Source organism: Nitrincola iocasae, assembly GCF_008727795.1.
GTDB lineage: Bacteria > Pseudomonadota > Gammaproteobacteria > Pseudomonadales > Balneatricaceae > Nitrincola > Nitrincola iocasae.
The window spans coordinates 433,354-453,458 of the sequence record NZ_CP044222.1 but is presented as its reverse complement, the minus strand read 5'-3'; the positions used below and the strand labels follow the sequence as shown (position 1 = coordinate 453,458).

Below are 20,105 nucleotides of genomic sequence, written 5' to 3'. Positions count from 1 at the left end.
TCAGGTTCCATCAATACAAATATTGTACACTGTGAATCAAGGCATAAACGGAACGACACACCATGGCCAACACCTCCAGCTATCTGAACAGTCTGGCCAATTACCTTTGGGCACTGGCTCCCGGTAGTTGCACACCACCCAGCACCCAGCCAAAACTGATCGCCCATCGTGGTGCCCATGGTAGTGGTATAACGGAAAATACCCTGAAAGCCTTTGATCTTTGCCGGCAACAGGGCATCTGGGGTGTTGAGCTGGACATTCATTTGACTCGTGATGCAGAACCGGTCATTCACCACGACCCGGACTGTGGTCGCCTGTTTAACCGACCCGACCTGATCATTGCAGAGACTGATTTTAGCACCTTGCGTCAAGCTATACCCGACATACCCCATCTGGATGAGGTGGTGGCTCGCTATGGTGGGAAGTTACATCTAATGTTGGAGATAAAAAACTCCTGGCGTGACCGGGTTGAACTGCCGCATCGCATTACCGCATCACTCAGCTCGCTCTCACCGGTAAAAGATTACCATCTTCTGTCACTGGTTCCGGACTATCTTGAAGGCTTCTGTCAAATTCCACCGGCAGCGTTTGTCGATGTCGCCGAAACCAATACCGGTGAAATTATCAGGCAAAACCTTGCGCTGGGCCATGGGGCGGTAGCCGGCTCCTTCGCTCTGATCACTACAGCCAATCTGCGCCAGCTTCAGCAGGCAGGTAAGCAGGTAGGTAGCGGTATGGTGGAAAAACACGCCATTCTGAATCGGGAAGTCTATCGCGGTATCGACTGGATCTTTACTGACCACGTCCTGAGCCTGTTACCCGATACAGACAAAACGCGCAGATAAACTCAATCGGAGCTATTCAGATGCGTCTCTGTCCTGCCATGCATCAGCCGCCTGCTCACCACGTTGCTCATTCACCGGCAGCAGTGTAATTATTGCTATAACAAACAGTGCCAGACAAAAGAGTATCGCATCGGCCAGACCAAACACCCACTGGATCAGCCCCAGCCCTAAAATACCGAAAACAGCCGCCAGTTTTGCTGACATGCCCCAGAAGCCAAAGAACTCCGCCGACTTACCTTGTGGTGTTAAAATACCCACCAGTGCACGGCCTGCCGATTGCGAAGAACCCAGGCTCAAACCGGACAAGACACCGGCAAACAAAAACACATACTGTGCTTGCCATTCCACCCCTAACCATTGATGCATAACGGCTGTCAGGGAAGGGGTTTGCCATATGGCCAGTATTGCCACCAACCACAGCAGTAAAGTAATAATGTAGGTAGTACGTGCGCCTATGTGGCTCTGGATAAAGCCAAAACCAATGGCACCCACTGCTGCGGTAATTTGCACAATCACAAACATCAGCACCCTCACCTCTTCATCCCAACCGATCACTTGAGAACCGTAAATAAATGAGAAGGAGATAATGATGTAAATACCGGCCATAGCAAAAAAAATCGAAACCAGCAGACTACGTAAATCCCTGAAATAATGCATTTCACGCCAGGTTGCCTGGAGACGCTGCACACCGGCACTGAACAGGCTTTGTCCTTCAGGCAAGCCCTTCCTGCTACCCCGCTCACGCAACCAGATAAAGGTCGGTATCGCCGCTAGCAGGAAAAATATACCGGCAAAAGGCCCTACCCAGCGAATAGTTGCATAGTTTTCCGCCGTTACATCACCCAGAAAAAATAGTGTAAAGGCAGTCGCAATCAACCCGCCGATATAACCCAAGCCCCAGCCCAGACCAGATATCCATCCAAGGGCCTTTCGCGGTCCAAGATCAGGCAAAAAACTGGCAATAAACCCCTCACCCAAGGCATAGGCAAAATTAGATGCAATAATCAGCAGCATGGCCGGGATCAACCAGCCCGGCTCCACAAAGTAGAGCGATGCGGTGGTAACAACGGTCAGCAGATAGCTAATAAACAGATAGCGTTTACGCTGACAGGCATAATCCATCATCGCACCACACACCGGATTAGCGACCACTACCATCAGATAACTGACCGCCAGAGCTAAACTCCAGAGCAGATTACCCAGTCGATAGTCAGGTGCATCTGCGACGATGACTCGGGTAAATAAATCGCCATAAATCACGGTAATAATCAGCAGCGTGTAACCCTGATTGGCAAAATCAAACATCGCCCAACCAAAGATTTCACGTTTTGGTGCCAAAGGCGTGAGCGTCTTGGAACTAGACATGTTTACGCCAGGCCTCGGGCAAATGCCACTCAGCTATCCAGACCGGAATGGCGTCAGCAGGCATGGGACGTGCGATGAAGTACCCCTGCGCCAGCTCACACCCCAATGCCAACAAGCGCTCACCCTGAAGCAGAGTTTCCACGCCTTCAGCCACCGGTGTGCGTCGAAACGTAGTGGCCAGACCTAGAATACCTTCCAGCATGGCATTGTCATCCAGATCTTCCAGCATGTCGCGAACAAAGCTGCGATCAATTTTCAAGGTCTGCACTGGTAGACGCTTCAGGTAAGTCAAAGACGCATAACCGGTACCAAAGTCATCCAGGGCAAAGCTGACACCTAATGCTAGGCAATCTTCTATAATCGCAGTCACTCGCTCAAGATCGAACAACGCACTGCTTTCTAATATCTCGATTTCCAGACGGTGAGAGGGAACATCCGGGTAGCGTGACAGTGCTGATTGCAAACGCTCAACGAAGGCCGGGTGCTGCAACTGATGCGCACCCACGTTGACACTGACTGTCCAATCAACATCCAGCCACTTATTAAGCTGCGCCAACGCTGTTTCAATCACCCAGTTACCCAGTGCAATTTCCAGAGAATGGCCTTCGATCTGTGATAAAAACTCGACTGGAGGCAGTACACCGCGATCTGGGTGCTGCCAGCGCAATAACGCCTCCATCCCAACCACTGAGCCAGTACGCATGTTCACTTTGGGTTGATAAAACAGCACGAATTCTTCAGCCCGAAGCGCCGCAGTTAACCGCGCCATGTTCTCGTGATGTCCGCGCACGGCATTATCACGGACCAGATCAAAGTGATGAATACGATTTTTGCCCGACAATTTGGCCTGATACATGGCCTGATCCGCCTGACGTAGCAGTTGGTCTGCATCAATAGACGCACTCTGTGGATAAAAGGTCACACCCAGGCTGGCTGATACCTTCAGCACATAGCCCCGATCCAGCACCTCACGAGCCGCCGCTTCGAGCAAGCGTACCAATATTGGGGTACAGGTGTCAGCCTCCTGATTATCCACCAACACAGCGACAAACTCGTCCCCCCCCAAGCGGGCCAGCGTATCGCTTTCACGCAACACATGGCGCATCCGCTCAGCAACCAACACCAGTAAACGGTCGCCAGCATCATGTCCATAACGATCATTGACCGCCTTGAAGCCATCCAGGTCAAGATAGGCAATCACCAGTTTTGTTCCGCGACGCAGAGCCTGAGACATCGCCTGCTGCATTCTATCCGCCAGCAATACCCGGTTGGGCAACCCTGTCAAAGGATCATAATGAGCAATACGCTCCAGCGCTTGCTGTTGCCGCTTTTGCACACTGATATCACGCACTGTGCCCTGCACCATCACTTCGCCGGCAATTTCGATACGTGTAAGCAGTACTGTACAGGGAACATCGCGACCATCCAGTCGTCGATGTAACCACTCACCATAATAGGCGCCATCACGCATCGCGATCTGCAGCATGTCCTTTGCCATACTGGATGAATCGCGCCCACAGGGTTGTTGCTCTGGCGAAAGGTCTATGGGCGTCAACGCCTGAAGTTCAGCAAAATTACCGGCCCCAAAGAGTTCCACCATAGAAGGGTTACCCGCTCTGAAGCTCCAATCCGGTGGTGCTACAATCATCATGGCATCACGTGATTGTTCAAAGATCACTCGATAACGCTCTTCACTGTCACGTAGAGACTGTTCCAGATACTTCTGATCTGTTATATCCAGCGCGATCTCCAGACGCACGTAGCGCCCATCATCCCAGGGAATTGCTTGATCATGCAGTTGAAACCAACGCTGCACCTGTTCGTTGTAATGTTCCCAAATCACCGGATCGGCTGGTTTGCCATCAGTCTGAAGCAGACGGTCATTGGTGCAAAACTCACAGGGTGCAGATCGCCCTTGCAACGCTTGCCAACATATCTTACCTACCACATCCCCCATTAGTCGACGAGCATGTGCATTAACAAACAACACCTCGTAGCTGTGCATATCAGCAACGTACACGGCGGCATTGGTACCATCGAGAATATTCAACAAGCGTCGATGTGAAATGGACAGGGTTTCAGATTGAGCTTGCAAAGCATCAGCCGCGACTTGTCGCTGCTCCGAAACTTCGCGGGCTAAACGCAATGTATTCAACGAATGCGACACGTACATAGAGCGGATGATGCTCATCAGCACACCGGATGCATCCTGCATGGATGTCTGCGCGACTGACAGAGCCTCGTCGGTCGTTAAGCCTTGCTGTTTTGCTTTCACAACAGAGGCCAGAAAACGATCAGATTCCAGAATATGCGAAACTAACCAACGCACCAGGAAACTCAGGGTCTGTTCGGCAACATCATCCACAGGTTTCTCCTCCAAGGATGCCCGTAGCCGATCCAACTGTACGCTAAATGCCTGATGACCAGCCTGATGGTGTGTATATTCCGACGATTCATCAGCAAGATACTGCAGCCAAAGCGCCTCTTCAGTCTTAAAATGATAGGCGGCATAAGCAGACAACTCATCAAATTCAGCATCCAATGTCTCAACACAAACACTGGCCATAAACTTGGCTGCCAGGCGATTGAGAATAGCCACCAATTGCCGGTGCTGTATATCTAGCTCTGCAATTCCGACTTCAAAATCCCGCTCCCATGGAAATATTTCAATCTGCGTCAAGCGCTCACCCCCGCCAGCCATGCTGAATAACCAGTCAAACCCTACCTTGAGCATAATTCATAGAATGCAACCCTGCATGCTTTAATTGTACCCACCAAAACATCTCAGATATGCTATCAAGTGCAGTTACATATTCAGGAAGGTTCAGATGGCGCACAAGCTGGTAATAAAACGCGGGAAAAAAGCTGGAGCAGCCCCCGGCACTCTGGTGCATGTCGGTGAACATAATAACGCGGAGGTTACTCTGCAAGTAATCGATTATGATCAGCATCACCTCCGGGAATTTGAATTACATCACCCTGATGACTGCGCCGACCTATTAACCAGCGACAGCATTTCCTGGATCAACCTGAACGGGTCACACCAGGTGCCTATCATTGAATCGCTGGGCAAGCTACTACAACTGCATCCACTGGTCATGGAAGATCTTCTTAATACCGATCAGCGCCCCAAATTGGAGGCATACGATGGTTATCTCTACATCGTAGTCAAAATGCTGCAATTTTGTGACAAAACCCAGGAAATTCGTACCGAGCAGCTCAGCTTGATTCTGAGCGATCGCCTGTTGATCTCTGTACAGGAACACCCAGGTGATGTCTTTAACGGTGTGCGTGAAAGACTCCGTAATGGCCGTCGACAGCGTTTACTGCAAGCCGACTATCTCGCCTATACACTGATAGATGCCGTGGTAGATCATTATTTCCTGCTGCTGGAAAGCCTGAGCGATCAAATCGAAGCTTTGGAAGGTGAACTGGTCACACAACCGACTCCCAATACGCTTAGCAAAATTCATCACTTCAAAAGGGAAATGCTGCTACTACGCAAAGCTGTCTGGCCCTTGCGAGAACTATTAAGCCGTTTAATGCGAGATGAAAACCCCCTCATTGGCGATGAAACTCGGCTCTATCTACGAGATGTGTACGACCACACTATCCATATTCTGGATACCATCGAGACCTTGCGTGAGCTACTGGTCAGCATGCTAGATCTGTATCTTTCAAGTATTAATAATCGCATGAACGATGTGATGAAAACCCTGACTCTGATAGCCACCATCTTCATGCCATTAACCTTTATTGCCGGAGTCTACGGCATGAACTTCGAATTTATGCCGGAACTGGGCTATCCTTGGGCCTATCCTGCCGTGATAGGTTTTATGCTGATTGTCACCCTGGGCTTAGTACTCTACTTCCGGCGCCGACACTGGCTGTGAATATCTGAATTCTTCTAACATTTTCGGATCGATACGTGGCCCAGGGTAGAGTTCCTCCGGCCAGCTCAGCAGCATCACTGCCAGTACATTACGATGTTCTCCACGAGCAACATCCGTACTCCCCTGGGGTGATGGGATCATCCTAGCATCACTATCATAAGCTGCCGTCAACGCCTGTCGTAGTTGCCCTATCGCGGGGTGATCGATATGGTCAGTCAATGCCAGACTGATACCTACTTCCGCCAGAATATCCTCGGTCGCCGTCTCCAGCAGCCGAGGCAATTGATCAATAAAATAATCAGTAATCCACGGAAAGGTGTCAGATGGCAAGGTATCCTGGTAGTAGCGGCTAGCTGCAATCACAATATGCGTCATGCCATAAATTTTGTTGTGATACTCCTGAGGGCTGAGTAAATTATCCCGATCATGCGGATAAATCGACTGAAAACGTGCTAAAAAAGGCTCACGTAAATCCGTCACACCCAATTGCTGCAGAAACCAAACCAGATTGGCCGCCTGGGCAGCGTAATGACGCACAGCCTCCTCACTGAGAACAAACGCCTCGAATGGCAGAGGAGCCAGCAGTTCAAATCCCTGTTCTGAACGTTCACCCAGTGCGCTGTCCAATAGACCGTAGTAATCTAGCTGAATCATACGAAACACCAGATCCGTAGCAAAGGTCATCCCTGGATGAGCCTGTAAAAGTTCAACACGCTGGCGCTGACGAACTGTTCTAAGCGAACGAGACTGTAACAAAGCCAGATCGTGCTGCAGCAAATAATCCGGATCCTCCGCCAGATAATCCAGATCCCGGCGCAGAGTTGTGATCAATTGTTGTGCGTAATAGTGGTTATAGGGCAGGAACACCTCATCCCCAGTCATACGATAAAGGCGCTGGGCATAGTGCCGCTGAAGTGATAACGGCAACTCACTCAGCCGGTCTTCATAATGCTCACGGATAGACGAAACAACTTCGGCCTGCTGTGCCGACGATTGCAGAGGTTGACTGCATGCCGACACCAACCACAGTAGCAGAAACACCAAATAGACAGGACGAAAACAACGCAGCATTACCTAATACTCCGACAGGTTTATCCATTTAATAAGAACAGTGTACACCCCATTTCAAAAAGCTCACACTTTCCCTTGCAACAGCCGGTGACTCGCAACCTTAGCAACAATTGAACTCCACCCACTGCAACAGCGCCAGAGCGCTTTCATCTTCAGCACTCTGAAATAGCTCATAAATCTGATTAATGTTGGTGTGAATCAGAAATAGATCATCCGGTTCAGGCCCAGAGAATGGTTTACGTTTTTTTAAAAAATAGTCCCAGAAAGGTGAGGCATAACGCTCATCGGCAGCGTATTGCTCAATCAGTCCCATTACCCGGGCCGCATTGCCATCGCAATCAATTCCCCTGAAGGTTACATAGCGATCTATTTCATCCTCGCCCTTAAGCCTTCCATCCATACCAGTCTCCTTAATCATGTTAGAGTCTATTGCTCGGATGCAAAAGCAGCACCAGCCAGACCAAAGCTAAGCGTTAACTGGCACTAAATTGTCACAGATCAATAAAACCTAGCTAAAAGGGCCTTTTTAACTCACTGATAGTCAAGGAGAAGCGTCACAACACAGCCAACAAACCTGACAATTGTCAGGTTTGTTGCATAGTCAGCGCTGTAACTGTTCTGCAGTGATATTGATCGAATGGCTGAACGCGTGTAACTCATCACCCTGCTTGCGTAAATCCAAGGCAATGTCTGCGTTGCTTCGTCCCAGCTCAGCGAGATGTTGAATATGAGCATTCACATCTTCTGCCACGCTGAGTTGCTCATCAGCAGCGCCAGCAACCTGACGGTTCATAGTAGATATAATCTGCGAAGATTCAGCAATTTCATCCAGTGCTTTATCAGCCAGACTAACCTGATCAACACCTTCTCTGGCTTTCTGCTCAGATCGAGACATCACCTTAACGGCTTCTTTTGAACCCGTCTGCAATTGTTCAATCATTTGTTGAATTTCCTGGGTGGCTTGCTGTGTTCTTGAAGCCAGTGAACGCACCTCATCGGCAACAACGGCAAAGCCCCGTCCCTGATCTCCTGCCCGCGCAGCTTCAATAGACGCATTAAGTGCCAGCAGATTAGTTTGTTCTGCAATGCCTGAAATCACATCCAAAATATGATTAATACTAGTGACATCCCCTTCCAGCCGATGAATTACATCACTTGCTCGAGTAACTTCTGCAGCTAGAGACTCCATTGCCAATACTGAACCCTGTAGTACCTGCTTACCCTTTCGGGTCGATATTTCTGTCTGCTGCGCCGCAGCTGACGCATTACCAGTATTTCTAGCCACATCCCGAAGGGTAGCCGACAGAGACTGCATGGCATTAGCCACCACCTGGCTTTTATCCAACTGCTGATCAACACCTTTAAGCGTCTGATCTACGGCGCTATTCATTTGACTGAAAATCAGCTCTGAATCCCGGCTGATTTCATGTATGCGGCTAGCAACTGTCGATATTTTAGCTTTGTTAAACAAGGCCTCATGCGCCACCAGTGCACTTTCATCCAGCGATCCCATATAAGCCAGGGTCATTAAGGGCTTATCCACCACTTTTTTCGCTCTGGCAGCAATCAGACGGTTTTTACCCGAAAATAACCATGCCAACAAGGGTGTCAGGATAATCGCACCCATCGCACTGAGAAATGCCCCGGTTTTTGGCAGTTCAAAAACAAACCAGGCGTACAGCCACTGCAACGAGAAGGCAAAACTCAGCGCCACCATCAGGCGCACAGTCGTGCCAAGATTGCGGGGGTCCAAACGATGCATCAAACGTGGCTTACGCCCTAGACGTAACTGCCTGTACAGATGTTCCGCACGTTTAACTGCCGCCCGCGTGGGCCGAAAACGTACTGACTGATACCCCACCAGACGATTATTGTCGTGGCAAGGGGACACAAAGGCACTGACCCAATAAAAATCACCATTTTTGCAACGATTTTTTACCAGTCCCATCCATGACTGCCCTGATTTCAAGGTGTCCCACATATCCTTGAATGCAGCCTCAGGCATATCTGGATGACGAACCAGGTTATGTGATGTGCCGATTAATTCTTCTTTTGAGAACCCACTGATACGGATAAAGGCCTCATTAGCAAAGGTAATAATGCCTTTAGGATCAGTCAGAGTAACAATCATGTCTTCTTCATTGAGGAGGTGTTCTGTATCCGTGACGGGAAGATTTTTCTTCATCGACTGCTCACAGGTAATAGGTCTGATACCAGACGTTCAAGACCCTAATACTACCGTAGCAATCGATTGAAATAGTTGATAAATATCAATGAAGTGATCAGGCTCAATGACACACCTTTGTAGAGGGATATGATATTGGCTAACCGGGATAACCAAACAGGGAAGTCACTATGAGAAGTAAACAATCAATTGAGCAGTTTCAAGCGTTTGAGCAAGTCATCACTGCGTTCAGAAAAGCTCCGAAAGACTATAACAGGAAAATCAAAACCCGCCTGATTCGACAACTGCACAATGCCCTTCCTGCGTTTCTTTTTTGGTTGATGATAGCTATCTTTTTAAACCTGATTGCCTGGCAATTTGTACAGAAACACAACGAAGTGGCTGAGAAAGCGGCGCTAGTCACGCTGATCAGCCTGACACTAACCATTGTCTCTCGCAGTTATACGGTTAATTACCTGATGCATCACGTGATCGGCCGCTTAGGCAAACTCCATGCATGGCACACCCTCTCAGACAGGATTGGATTTTTCCACCGTTTTATGGCCGCTTCAACGCTAATGTGGCTGGGTATTCATGCAGGACACAAGCCTTTTACACCACCCTATATAGCTGAAGTACTACTGGTGACCCTACTAGGGCTGGTGTCGATCATTATTATAACTTCGCTTGCCGTATTCAGGCGCAAGTATCACAATCACTTCGAAAATATTCACCGTTATGGGGGCTACCTGGCCGTCATGCTGCTAATCGCCTATTTTCTGCTCACCGGGATTGAGTCCTCTTACTCACTGACCGACTTTCTAAGTCAACCCGAGTCCTATCTTATCCTTGCCATAGTCACCATGCTGGTTACACCCTGGATCGGTGTAAGCGAAGTCTATCCTGAGTTGGTCCATGTCGGTCCCAATGTGATCGGGATGCGCTTACCAGGCGAACCGAGCTTCGGCACCTATACACGAATTACGTTGAGCAACCGTTATTTCCATCCATTTGGCGACTCAATGTACGATTTTGATGACGAGAATAATCGTGTCATTTACATCACGCCAGCGGGTGACAGAACGACAGAAGTGGTCGAAGCGGCTAAAAAAGGCCGGTTTTTACTGACGGAATCAACTGTAAGGATGCGCCGTTTCAAGGGTTTTATGTACCACCATGCAAACTATGACAATATTTTAATTTTAGTGACTGGCGGTGGTATCGCCCCGGTGATTCCTTGCCTGGTACTTAATACCCGAACACGCATCAACGTCTTGTGGATTGGAAAGGATCAGCCCGAAGAGTTTACCCAGCCCTTACTCGAAAGCCTGATGAACAAAATTTCCGACCAGGAAATCAATGTGCACCTACTCAACACCAATGATCCGGACCTAAAAGCCTTCACAGACAAAACCTATATTGCACTGTTACTCAAAGCCTGTGACCACTACAACCCTGAAGCCGTTTTTGTCATGTCGAATCAGAAGCTCACTATTGATGCGATACATGCATTAAAAGAATGTGGATGGAAAGCCTATGGCGCCACCTTTGATTCCTGATTATGAAAGACACTTTTCTCAGCTGTTTTCACTGAAAGCAGCTCTGACTTAATTAAAAACTTAATTTAGGCGATTGAATCACCCTGCAACACCCGCTGTAGATTCTCTTCAACCCAATCCGCCAATGTTCGCACCCTGACCGCAACTTCCTCCCCCATAGAGGTCAGACTGTACTCTACATGAGGAGGCACCACAGGATAGGCCGTTCGCAACACAAAGCCATCAGATTCCAACGCCTGCAACGTCTGCGCCAGCATCCGCTCACTGACACCGTTTATTTTCCGCCGTAATTCACTAAAACGGTAGGTGTCTTCCAGTAACGCAATTAACACCAGTACCCCCCAGCGACTAGTCACATGATTTAACACTTGTCGCGAAGGGCAACGATCAGAAAACACCTGACCGCGTTGCATCTGCTCAGCCAGCGTATTACCCAGCAGTTTGGTTTTCGAATGCAGACTATTCATTTAACACTTACCTTTTTGTATGTACTTACTATAAGTTAGCATGAGTGCTAGTCTTGCATCCACCATTAAATACACCACTGAGGAAATAGCATGATATTAATTACTGGAGCATCTGGACAACTGGGCCGTCAGGTCATTGATCTGTTGTTACAAAGCCTGCCCGCTGAAAAAATTGTGGCTGGCGTGCGTACACCTGACAGCGTATCCGACCTTAAAGCACGTGGCGTGCAGGTACGTCAGATGGATTACACCCAGCCGGAAAGTCTGGATCGGGCGTTAACAGGTATTCAGCAACTGTTATTAATTTCTTCAAGCGAAGTTGGCCAACGCGCGACGCAGCATCATAATGTGATCGATGCAGCCCAAAAAGCAGGTGTTACTATGCTGGCATACACCAGCCTGTTACATGCCGATACATCACCCTTGGGTCTGGCAGATGAGCATCGGCAAACAGAAGCCGAGTTAAAAACATCCGGGCTTAACTGGGTACTACTGCGCAATGGATGGTATACAGAAAACTATCTTGCCGGCCTGCCAGCTGCACTTGAGCATGGTACTTTAATCGGCTGCGCAGGTGACGGGCGCATAGCCTCCGCAACACGTCATGATTACGCAGCAGCCGCCGTCACTGTATTGCTGGAAGGCGCTAAACACTATCATAAAACCTATGAACTGGCCGGAGATACCAGCTACTCACTTGCAGAGTATGCGGATATAATCCATCAACTGACCGGGAAAAATGTTGCCTATCAGAATCTCTCAGAAACAGACTATCGTAACACGCTGATCAGCATAGGCTTGCCTGAGCATCTGGCCGAGTTACTGGCCGATTCAGATACAGGAGCCAGCCAGGGCGCACTGTTTGACGGCAGTCAGCAACTCAGCCAATTAACCGGTCGACCGACCACATCGCTGGAAAGCGCCTTGCGAAGTGCGCTGGAAAAAATTTAATCAATTAACCAGCGTTATACGCTGCCAATCGCCGTCGACCTGCGCCAGCAACTGCTGTAGTGCCGAGCTGGTGTAGTCGACAGCCGAATCATCCCAGCGATCCTTAACACTTTGATGCAGTATTGGCTGTACTTCACGTACCCTGGCACGACGCAAGGCACGGTAAAATCCATGGTATTCATTATGCTGAAGACCAAGATGATCAGGGTGCATCTGCGCATCCAGGTGCGGCGCACAAGTCAAACCACACTGACAGGCTTCATCCAGCAACCACTTCCCGGCATGGTCTCCCAAACTGTGATCGGCATAACCGCCACCAATATCGGTATGCACCCCGGCAAACCAGACCTGCTTCAGATCCACACTTGGTTTTTGTGACCAAAGCGTTGGCTCGAAGTCTTCACGGTTCTCATCAATCGATACCGCATGACGGGCACAATCGATAATACTGCTGGGCTCGGTATCGTGAAACAGATAACGGGTAGTACCCAAAGTACCCAGAAAAGGGGCGGGAATCCCCAAGGCGCCTACGGTGTCCCAAACGCCAATAAAACGAATCCGAGTGATATCAGCCACCGCATACTGTTTCCGAAATCGCGTTGACTTCTGTTTAAAGGGTTTGGAATCGGCAGAACGCTGGCGGTAAAGTTCATAGGCTTGAGGAATCAGCTCGGCATGTTCACGTCGCAAAATACCGGCATTGCGGATCAAGCCAGCCAACGACCTGACAGTATAGGCGCCCCGGCTGAAACCAAACAAAAACAGGGCGTCACCTTTATCAAAGTTATGCACGATAAAGCGGTAAGTATCCATGATGTTCTTATCAAGCCCGGCACCGCTTGCCCCGCCAAGAATACGATCACCTTCTGTACCAACCCCCCAGTCGTAAAACACCACCTGTTTATTTCCCTGCAGGTCTTCTGGCGCAATCGCTCGCGCAACCCGCAGCACATGAGTGGGATGATCACTTTCTGGTGATTGCCAGGTACCGTCGGAACAGATAATGATACGTTTCATAAGAACCTCCAGGTTGTTCATTATTCATAGCAGCAATCCCGCCACTGTTCAAAAAATGATCAAAAAAATTAAACCAACACCGTCACCAGTAAATATACAGCCGCAAAAATCACGGATGAAAAGGTCATTATCATCCCGATCATACGAAATATCAGTGTTTCATTTACCTGACCCAGCCCGTAAGCATGCAAGAGACGCCCGACCAGCAAGAGCAAACCCAACAAATGCACCCACCAAAACGGAGCTGGCTGCGCTTCGACAAAGAACAGTAGCACCAGAGCCAGCGGTACATATTCTGCAAAATTGGCATGCACCCGGATAGCTCGTCCCAACTGTTTGTCGCCAGCATCCCCCAAACCGACCTGCAATGCCCGGCGCAGGCGAATGATACGAAAGCTCAGAAAGACAAACAGCAGTGCCAATAATGCAGCGTAGAGTGGCGTGATGGACATGATCTAATTCCTATCTAGTCTTTTAGTTTTGCAAATCATAGCATTGACCATCTAACAGCACATTAGCCAGACACTCATGAAAACCTTCCGGCTGATCCCACATGATAAAGTGGTAGGCATCATCAATTTGTATCAGCTCCACTGTCTCAGCGCGGGAATAGGCCGCTTGATAAAGGCTGGCCAGTTGTTCAGCCGTTATCGGCATGCTTTGATCATAGGCATAAATCACATGAATAGGCGCGGAAATCCGATCCAATAACGCCCGACCATCATAGGTCATTACCTCACGTACTAACTGCGCATTGACAGCACGGTCCGTGGTGTTGGCCCAATGGACGATGGTTTCAATCCACTCAGGGGATTTGACCATGATATTCGCAGCCTTGCGCGCATGTACCTCATACTGCACATCACTCATTGCCAACAGCTGTTTCTCCAAGCCCAAGGCAAACGGAGCCACTTGTGCCGAAGTCGCTTCAGTATTAAACAATAAGCTGTAGAAGGGCAGCACATCCACTACAATGATCTTACTGATCGTATCAGAACTGGCACTTGCCACCATTAAAGACACCAAGCCTCCCATTGAATGCCCGATTAAAACGGGGGAGTCCAACTCGGCATACTGAATATAATTCAGAATCTCATCACGCAAGGCTTCCAGATAAACCTCTGGCGTTGACGAAGCCGCTTGAGTGCCTGCAAACCCCTTGATACTAAAAAGATGTACTCTATAGCGGGACTGGAGTTGATCAACTGTTTCAGACCATACCTCTGGTGAAGACGCTAGCCCATTGACTAAAATGACGTCGTCTCCGGAACCCACTACTGTTACTGACACATAGGTAGAATCAAAATCTGACGCAGCAGATCCACTACTGAATAGCAGCAAAATCCATAAACACACTACTCTTTTAATCATGCATGTGACCTGCTAAGCTTTAATTTAAATCAAGACTACCGGTTAGAATCAGATGGCTAAATTTGCGTCCGCAATTGCTGCTTCCACTACACCCATGCTGCTGGGTAGTCTTTCGTTCGCGCTAAATAAGCCACTCTCATGTTATCCTCCCAATCCTCCTGTGGCGCATCAGCCGCCACCGGTATTCTGTTGAATACACTTATAACACTCTGAGTCTGATCTATCACTGAGCCACCTGCTCACCACAGACCCAGTTAGTCATAGGCTTCTCAACAACGGGAAACAGAACATGTGCATTAATCGTACAGTGTTACTCTCTTATAGTGCCACGTCACTATTTGTACTGCTATGGAGTAGTGGTGCTATATTCTCCAAAATAGGCTTAGAGTCGGCATCGCCCTTCGCCTTCCTACTCCTGCGCTTCAGTATTGCGCTCACAATACTACTGATCATCAGTGTGTATCGACGACAAGTGCTACCCAAACGGGGTACACGTCTACGCGTTGCTAAGACAGGGTTGCTGCTGATCGGCAGCTATTCAATTTTTTACATCCTGGCTTTAGAGCATGAGGTTACACCCGGCACACTGGCGACCCTTCTGGGGACACAACCCATACTAACGCTGTTTATTACTGAGCGTCAGTATTCAATGAAACGTCTGGCCGGATTGGGACTGGCACTGACTGGGCTAACGCTTATAGTCTACCAAAATCTTGGCTTAAGCCAGTTACCGGTTTCTGGGGTACTTTTTGCACTGGCTGCGCTGACCGCCATTACCACCGGCTCTCTGCTGCAAAAGGGCGAAAAACAATCCCCCTTAGCCGTGCTGCCTTTGCAATACGCTATGACCTTGCTACTCTGCCTGCTGTTCGTTCCCTATCAACCGATAGAAATCACGCCAAGCAAGCAATTATTTATCGCGTTATTCTGGCTTGCCATCGTAATTTCCATCGTGGCTACACTACTGATGTACAAGTTGATTCAAGCTGGCAACCTCGTCAATGTGACCAGTCTGTTCTATCTTGTTCCTGGAATAACCGCCATCTTGGACTACCTATCTTTAGGGAATGCCCTGCCGCCGCTGAGCCTCGTAGGGATGCTGGTCATTCTGGGTGGATTAACGCTGGTATTCAAAACAAGGCCCTTGCAGCCTACTGAATAGCCTGGTGATGACAGGGACGTCATCGCCACAGATACATACTCGATTTTTTATTCATAATGGTGACTTCGTACAGCTCAGTACAAGGTGCTTGAGCCACGCCGTAACACACATGCAGTGGTAGAAGATGCTCTTCCCTGGGATGGCAGAAACGTGCACCGGGTGCGTCGATCCAGTTAATCAACAACTCTCGTCTCTCCTGCTCTGAGATCGCCGTATCTGTAGTGATCGCTTGCAACCACTGCTCAAACGACTCATTCAATTGCCGGGATTCCGCGTTAGCTGGTGAGAAGAAGGCTTTCAGATTATGGAAGGAAAACCCTGAGCCGATTACCAACACCTTCTGGCTGGCGAGGTTTTGCAGTGCATTACCCATCTTGATATGGAAAGCAGGATCAAGGCTGTTCGCCAGAGACAACTGAACACAGGGAATATCAGCGTCCGGATACATAATCTTTAACGGTACGAACACACCGTGATCAAACCCTCGAGTTTCATCCAGCCTGGCATCAATATCCGCCTTGCCGAGCTTATGATATACCTCTTGAGCCAAAGATGGTTCACCCGCACAGGGATATTGAATCTCATAAGACTCTGGCGGGAAGCCATAATAGTCATAAATCAAAGCAGGCTTACTCAGCGCTGTCAGCGTCGGCAGCCGCTCTTCCCAGTGAGCACTGACTACGAGTACGGCATCCGGTCGAGGCATACTCGCCGCAATGCCTTGCAGACAAGACACCATATCACGGTGCCCCGGATCGCCCAGCAAGGGTAAAGGACCGCCGCCGTGTGAAATAAATAACGCTTTAGGTAATGATTTCATAAGCACCTACCAGCCTCCGCCACCTCCGCCACCGCCGCCTCCACCAGAGGAGCCACTACTACGTCCACTAGAACGGCTACTACCCGAACGCGAACCTGGCGCCGAAGATGATGAGGGTGAAGAAGCGGCACGATTAATTGAATTGGACAATGCTGTGGAAAAATCAGCATTTTGATCATAAAAGGTTTTAATCATTATCCCACGAAGTTGAGATGGCTGAGCGCACCTTTCCAGATCAGTAAACACCGCACTGAAACGATCAGCCCATCGTTGTTCAACATCCAACGCCATCGCATAGGGAAACAGGCGTTCGAACAGTTCCGGTGTCTTTTCAGGAGAATACTTGAACTGCAGCTCATCTTTTTCGGCGACTTCCAGATAGAGCTTTAACCCTTCCAGCTTATCAAACAACCTACGACCAGCGAGCGTTGGCCTCTTAAGCAATTGATAAAATATAGGGTTAATTATCAGAAGCAGTAAAAAAGCGACTATTTGTATCACTGTCGATAACTCTAGCATAATAAAAATAACGCCCAGTTCAAAGAACAGAAACACTATGAAAAACAAACCAGCATGTAGCACAGAAGATAGATCTTTTGTGCTTTTAAAGCGGCGTATAGCATTCAACACTCTGATAAAAATAAACACTAGCCCCAGCGTCCACACAGTCAACCACAGCATCAGAATCCCTGTACCCAATGAACTGAATATCAGACTGTACCCCAGAACAAACAAGGTTATTAAAATCCCTGGTATCAACCAATGGCGATTATTGAGAAAGTAGATCTTGTCATAATGTTTTTGTAGTTCAATGCGGTTGGCTTGCATAGCTGCTTGAATTCGCACTTGGTTTTTCTGATTGAACTCTACAGTTTTTGATGGCAGGTTTTTGTATAGCTGTTCCAGCAGCGCCTTCTCGCCCGGACCAATATCCTCACCGATGGCTTTGTCAGTCCGTATGGCGCTGTATTCCTGCTCTTTCTGGACCAGCAAGAGATACCCCTTGGTAACCAAACTGACCAGTGCGGTACTAAAGGTTTTGTTATCCGCACCCTGGCGGATAATGTAACGCACGGCACCGGGTGAGTAACCAGCCGGTGGATCATATAGCGGGATTACGACACCTGGTTTTGGATCCCGTCCATAAGCGACCCACACCACCAGATAATAAACACTTAACACCAGCAACCCCACCAAGGCAGCGACAGTATCGTGGTTATCCTTTACATACCAGTTGAGCCTCTGCAGCGAGGTAGGCGCCTGAATCACCCCTTTCGGCCAGGTCACAACAATACTCAGCCCCTCACCTTTCGCCAGTGGCCGAGTGGTTTCAAAAGACACGGCACGACTGTCAATATTGCTTTGAAAGTTTTGTTCTGTAGCCCCCAAAGGACCGGTGTACGCTTCAGCCGTAACAACATCCGCGCTAATACCCTCAGGCAAACGGACAGTCGCGCTAGCACTATCTATCGGAAATACCCATTTGTTACCGGTGACATTCCAATAGAGCTCATCATAATCACTGAAGAAACCGAGTTGCCGATCGATCCTATAGGTGATGGCGTAAGTATACTCACCGGGTACCAGCAGATGTGCCTTGCTGCCCACGTAGATATGAAGACTCTCATCTTTTGACTCAAGATGAAAAGGCTCAGACTCCCCATCACGAGTGACCGTTAAAACATCCAGGGGAATCTTAATGAAGTTTCCGTAAGCATCCCGGTAAAGGACCGGAATTGCGCGATAAAGACCTTGCTTGATCAACGTGCCATCAGAACGGAGTTTGATCGTTTCCGTGACCTCCATACGGCCATCCATTCGCACAGTAATATCACTGTTAAAATCGAGAATACGTTCGTCTGCCCAGACAGAAGCCGCAAGGAGGGACAGCAATACGATTAACCATGAACGCTTCATATCACCGTTCATAGGCAAAAAATTCCGCATGGTGGTACCCGAATGCCTTAGCCACCAACAGATCAGGAAACGAGTCGATACGTGAATTAAGATTACGCACGCTACCATTGTAGTAACGCCGCGCATATTGAATGTAGTTCTCTACTTCACTGATATTGCGTTGTAAATCAAGAAAATTCTGATTAGCCTTGAGGTCAGGGTAAGCCTCGGCAAGCACCAGCAAACGCTGGATTCCAGCCGCCAACGCCAGTTCTCTTTCGCCGCACTCACTCACCTGCCGGGCAGACATGGCCTGAACACGCAGCTCCAGCGTTGAAAGCAGCGTAGCTTGTTCGTAGGAAGCATACTGTTTGACCGCCTCAACCAATTTAGGGAGCAGGTCATGACGGCGCTTCAACTGTACGTCGATGTCACTCCAAGCCGCCAGCACCCGCTTATGATCGCGAACAAGTCGATTGTAGCTGAAGATGCCCCACAGCAGGGCAAGCGCAGTAATCAGTGCAAAAATCGTATCCATACGGCTCTATAGTCCAGTTCATTGAATCTGCAGCAATTATTATGTTTCCACTGCTTGAGGTCAATGTTATACCCTTACCCTGACACTCCACTGCACGCCCACTAGGTGGTTACTCCTCTAATACCACCTCAAATCCACCATAAATCAGCCGTTTTCCATCAAACGGCATGGGATTAACATCCGGTTGTAAACGTGGGTCCTCCATAATTTTTGGCATAGCTTGATCGCGTACCTCACGGGATGGCCACATCAGCCAGGAGAAGATCACTGTTTCATCTGGCTGGCACTTTACGGCCATGGGGAAGGATGTCACTTTGCCTTCAGGGACATCATCGCCCCAACACTCCACCATTTTCAGCACGCCGTACTCCTTGAAGACCTCCGCGGCATCTCTGGCGTGTTGGATGTATTTCGCCTTGTTAGCAGTCGGTACTGCGGCAACAAATCCATCGACATAACTCATAATTTTTCTCCTCGATTAATCTTTTGCTGGCAGCTCCCGCACTGGGCGGACTTCAATACTGCCAAAGCGTGCGGGTGGAATCCGGCTGGCCAGTTGCAGAGCCTCATTCAGGTCTCTGGCCTCCAACAGATAAAACCCGGCCAACTGTTCTTTGGTTTCCGTGAAAGGACCATCTGTAATCAGCACCTCTCCCTCACGCACGCGTACGCAAGTCGCGGTATCCACGGGTTGCAACGCCTGTCCTGCCACATAATGTCCTTGACCGGCCAGACGCTCGACGCCTGCCACACATTCCTGATTCAGATCATGCCATTCCTGCTCGGTCATGGCATTGATGATACTTTCCTGGTAATAGACCAAAGCGGCATATTTCATAGGCTTTCCTCCTCTTGTGTTACAGACATAGTTTTGTTGATTTCGTCGATAGGTAACACTGCCTTCTCAGTGTCGGTATCGACCTGACGCATCAGCATGTATTTCATGCTGAACTTCTCCCGGTTAGTTGCTTTTATCAATGAGTCGT

Annotated in this window: 19 protein-coding genes; 5 read left to right on the top strand and 14 right to left on the bottom strand. The window is 49.0% G+C overall.

The window, feature by feature from the left end:
- Positions 1-62 precede the first annotated feature (62 nt).
- The gene (locus F5I99_RS02200; RefSeq protein ID WP_151053444.1) at positions 63-845 is read left to right on the top strand and encodes a glycerophosphodiester phosphodiesterase; all 783 of its coding nucleotides are present in this window, start codon (positions 63-65) and stop codon (positions 843-845) included.
- Positions 846-857: 12 nt separating this feature from the next.
- Here F5I99_RS02200 and F5I99_RS02195 read toward each other — a convergent pair whose 3' ends face one another.
- Positions 858-2,210, bottom strand: a complete 1,353-nt coding sequence (locus tag F5I99_RS02195) for an MFS transporter (protein ID WP_151053443.1) — start codon at positions 2,208-2,210, stop codon at positions 858-860.
- Positions 2,203-4,911, bottom strand: coding sequence for an EAL domain-containing protein (locus tag F5I99_RS02190; protein ID WP_191905931.1), 2,709 nt, complete (start codon positions 4,909-4,911; stop codon positions 2,203-2,205). Before F5I99_RS02190 ends, F5I99_RS02195 begins: the two co-directional genes overlap by 8 nt.
- Positions 4,912-5,038: 127 nt before the next feature.
- Here F5I99_RS02190 and corA point away from each other — a divergent pair, with 127 nt between their 5' ends.
- Positions 5,039-6,103: a magnesium/cobalt transporter CorA gene (gene corA / locus F5I99_RS02185; protein WP_151053441.1), complete on the top strand. Its 1,065-nt coding sequence runs from the start codon at positions 5,039-5,041 to the stop codon at positions 6,101-6,103.
- On the opposite strand, the gene F5I99_RS02180 is transcribed toward corA, so the two are convergent.
- The 3 genes from F5I99_RS02180 to F5I99_RS02170 form a co-directional block, all read right to left on the bottom strand.
- Complete coding sequence (locus F5I99_RS02180; RefSeq protein WP_151053440.1) at positions 6,068-7,174, bottom strand: DUF3541 domain-containing protein; 1,107 nt, start codon at positions 7,172-7,174, stop codon at positions 6,068-6,070. The two genes, corA and F5I99_RS02180, sit on opposite strands and share 36 nt — an antisense overlap.
- A gap of 100 nt (positions 7,175-7,274) precedes the next feature.
- Entirely contained in the window at positions 7,275-7,574 is a 300-nt protein-coding gene (gene cowN, locus F5I99_RS02175) for a N(2)-fixation sustaining protein CowN (protein WP_151053439.1), read from the bottom strand.
- Between the two features lie 201 nt (positions 7,575-7,775).
- A complete protein-coding gene (locus tag F5I99_RS02170) occupies positions 7,776-9,359 on the bottom strand; it encodes a methyl-accepting chemotaxis protein (RefSeq protein WP_151053438.1) in 1,584 nt (527 codons plus the stop codon).
- Between the two features lie 170 nt (positions 9,360-9,529).
- Here F5I99_RS02170 and F5I99_RS02165 point away from each other — a divergent pair, with 170 nt between their 5' ends.
- Entirely contained in the window at positions 9,530-10,897 is a 1,368-nt protein-coding gene (locus F5I99_RS02165) for a hypothetical protein (RefSeq protein WP_151053437.1), read from the top strand.
- Between the two features lie 65 nt (positions 10,898-10,962).
- On the opposite strand, the gene F5I99_RS02160 is transcribed toward F5I99_RS02165, so the two are convergent.
- Positions 10,963-11,364 carry a winged helix-turn-helix transcriptional regulator gene (locus F5I99_RS02160; protein ID WP_151053436.1) on the bottom strand — a complete coding sequence of 134 codons (402 nt, stop codon included), beginning with the start codon at positions 11,362-11,364 and terminating at the stop codon, positions 10,963-10,965.
- Positions 11,365-11,454: 90 nt separating this feature from the next.
- Between F5I99_RS02160 and F5I99_RS02155 the strand changes: the two genes are divergently transcribed.
- Positions 11,455-12,315, top strand: coding sequence for an SDR family oxidoreductase (locus F5I99_RS02155; protein WP_151053435.1), 861 nt, complete (start codon positions 11,455-11,457; stop codon positions 12,313-12,315).
- Here F5I99_RS02155 and F5I99_RS02150 read toward each other — a convergent pair whose 3' ends face one another.
- The 3 genes from F5I99_RS02150 to F5I99_RS02140 form a co-directional block, all read right to left on the bottom strand.
- The gene (locus F5I99_RS02150; RefSeq protein ID WP_151053434.1) at positions 12,316-13,332 is read right to left on the bottom strand and encodes a DUF2235 domain-containing protein; all 1,017 of its coding nucleotides are present in this window, start codon (positions 13,330-13,332) and stop codon (positions 12,316-12,318) included.
- A 68-nt stretch (positions 13,333-13,400) separates the two neighbouring features.
- On the bottom strand, positions 13,401-13,784 hold the full coding sequence (locus tag F5I99_RS02145) for an MAPEG family protein (protein ID WP_151053433.1): 384 nt from the start codon (positions 13,782-13,784) through the stop codon (positions 13,401-13,403).
- 22 nt (positions 13,785-13,806) lie between these two features.
- The gene (locus F5I99_RS02140) at positions 13,807-14,703 is read right to left on the bottom strand and encodes an alpha/beta fold hydrolase (protein ID WP_151053432.1); all 897 of its coding nucleotides are present in this window, start codon (positions 14,701-14,703) and stop codon (positions 13,807-13,809) included.
- Positions 14,704-14,992: 289 nt separating this feature from the next.
- Here F5I99_RS02140 and F5I99_RS02135 point away from each other — a divergent pair, with 289 nt between their 5' ends.
- On the top strand, positions 14,993-15,865 hold the full coding sequence (locus F5I99_RS02135; RefSeq protein ID WP_151053431.1) for a DMT family transporter: 873 nt from the start codon (positions 14,993-14,995) through the stop codon (positions 15,863-15,865).
- A 19-nt stretch (positions 15,866-15,884) separates the two neighbouring features.
- Here the strand turns inward: F5I99_RS02135 and F5I99_RS02130 are convergent, their stop codons facing one another.
- From F5I99_RS02130 to F5I99_RS02110, 5 genes are all read right to left on the bottom strand, one after another.
- Positions 15,885-16,685, bottom strand: a complete 801-nt coding sequence (locus F5I99_RS02130) for a DODA-type extradiol aromatic ring-opening family dioxygenase (protein ID WP_151053430.1) — start codon at positions 16,683-16,685, stop codon at positions 15,885-15,887.
- Positions 16,686-16,691: 6 nt separating this feature from the next.
- Positions 16,692-18,602, bottom strand: a complete 1,911-nt coding sequence (locus F5I99_RS02125) for a DUF2207 domain-containing protein (protein WP_191905930.1) — start codon at positions 18,600-18,602, stop codon at positions 16,692-16,694.
- Position 18,603: 1 nt separating this feature from the next.
- Entirely contained in the window at positions 18,604-19,119 is a 516-nt protein-coding gene (locus tag F5I99_RS02120) for a LemA family protein (RefSeq protein WP_151053428.1), read from the bottom strand.
- A gap of 109 nt (positions 19,120-19,228) precedes the next feature.
- On the bottom strand, positions 19,229-19,582 hold the full coding sequence (locus F5I99_RS02115) for a DUF1428 domain-containing protein (RefSeq protein WP_151053427.1): 354 nt from the start codon (positions 19,580-19,582) through the stop codon (positions 19,229-19,231).
- A gap of 15 nt (positions 19,583-19,597) precedes the next feature.
- Entirely contained in the window at positions 19,598-19,957 is a 360-nt protein-coding gene (locus F5I99_RS02110; protein WP_151053426.1) for a YciI family protein, read from the bottom strand.
- Positions 19,958-20,105 lie beyond the last annotated feature (148 nt).

What these genes read in the sequence shown, in the direction of transcription:
- F5I99_RS02125 (WP_191905930.1), bottom strand. Translation starts at nt 18,602, where the DNA reads ATGAAGCGTTCATGGTTAATCGTATTGCTGTCCCTCCTTGCGGCTTCT.
- F5I99_RS02200 (WP_151053444.1), top strand. Translation starts at nt 63, where the DNA reads ATGGCCAACACCTCCAGCTATCTGAACAGTCTGGCCAATTACCTTTGG.
- F5I99_RS02135 (WP_151053431.1), top strand. Translation starts at nt 14,993, where the DNA reads ATGTGCATTAATCGTACAGTGTTACTCTCTTATAGTGCCACGTCACTA.
- F5I99_RS02120 (WP_151053428.1), bottom strand. Translation starts at nt 19,119, where the DNA reads ATGGATACGATTTTTGCACTGATTACTGCGCTTGCCCTGCTGTGGGGC.
- F5I99_RS02110 (WP_151053426.1), bottom strand. Translation starts at nt 19,957, where the DNA reads ATGAAATATGCCGCTTTGGTCTATTACCAGGAAAGTATCATCAATGCC.
- F5I99_RS02180 (WP_151053440.1), bottom strand. Translation starts at nt 7,174, where the DNA reads ATGCTGCGTTGTTTTCGTCCTGTCTATTTGGTGTTTCTGCTACTGTGG.
- F5I99_RS02140 (WP_151053432.1), bottom strand. Translation starts at nt 14,703, where the DNA reads ATGATTAAAAGAGTAGTGTGTTTATGGATTTTGCTGCTATTCAGTAGT.
- F5I99_RS02130 (WP_151053430.1), bottom strand. Translation starts at nt 16,685, where the DNA reads ATGAAATCATTACCTAAAGCGTTATTTATTTCACACGGCGGCGGTCCT.
- F5I99_RS02170 (WP_151053438.1), bottom strand. Translation starts at nt 9,359, where the DNA reads ATGAAGAAAAATCTTCCCGTCACGGATACAGAACACCTCCTCAATGAA.
- F5I99_RS02195 (WP_151053443.1), bottom strand. Translation starts at nt 2,210, where the DNA reads ATGTCTAGTTCCAAGACGCTCACGCCTTTGGCACCAAAACGTGAAATC.
- F5I99_RS02160 (WP_151053436.1), bottom strand. Translation starts at nt 11,364, where the DNA reads ATGAATAGTCTGCATTCGAAAACCAAACTGCTGGGTAATACGCTGGCT.
- cowN (WP_151053439.1), bottom strand. Translation starts at nt 7,574, where the DNA reads ATGGATGGAAGGCTTAAGGGCGAGGATGAAATAGATCGCTATGTAACC.
- F5I99_RS02190 (WP_191905931.1), bottom strand. Translation starts at nt 4,911, where the DNA reads ATGGCTGGCGGGGGTGAGCGCTTGACGCAGATTGAAATATTTCCATGG.
- F5I99_RS02145 (WP_151053433.1), bottom strand. Translation starts at nt 13,784, where the DNA reads ATGTCCATCACGCCACTCTACGCTGCATTATTGGCACTGCTGTTTGTC.
- F5I99_RS02155 (WP_151053435.1), top strand. Translation starts at nt 11,455, where the DNA reads ATGATATTAATTACTGGAGCATCTGGACAACTGGGCCGTCAGGTCATT.
- corA (WP_151053441.1), top strand. Translation starts at nt 5,039, where the DNA reads ATGGCGCACAAGCTGGTAATAAAACGCGGGAAAAAAGCTGGAGCAGCC.
- F5I99_RS02165 (WP_151053437.1), top strand. Translation starts at nt 9,530, where the DNA reads ATGAGAAGTAAACAATCAATTGAGCAGTTTCAAGCGTTTGAGCAAGTC.
- F5I99_RS02115 (WP_151053427.1), bottom strand. Translation starts at nt 19,582, where the DNA reads ATGAGTTATGTCGATGGATTTGTTGCCGCAGTACCGACTGCTAACAAG.
- F5I99_RS02150 (WP_151053434.1), bottom strand. Translation starts at nt 13,332, where the DNA reads ATGAAACGTATCATTATCTGTTCCGACGGTACCTGGCAATCACCAGAA.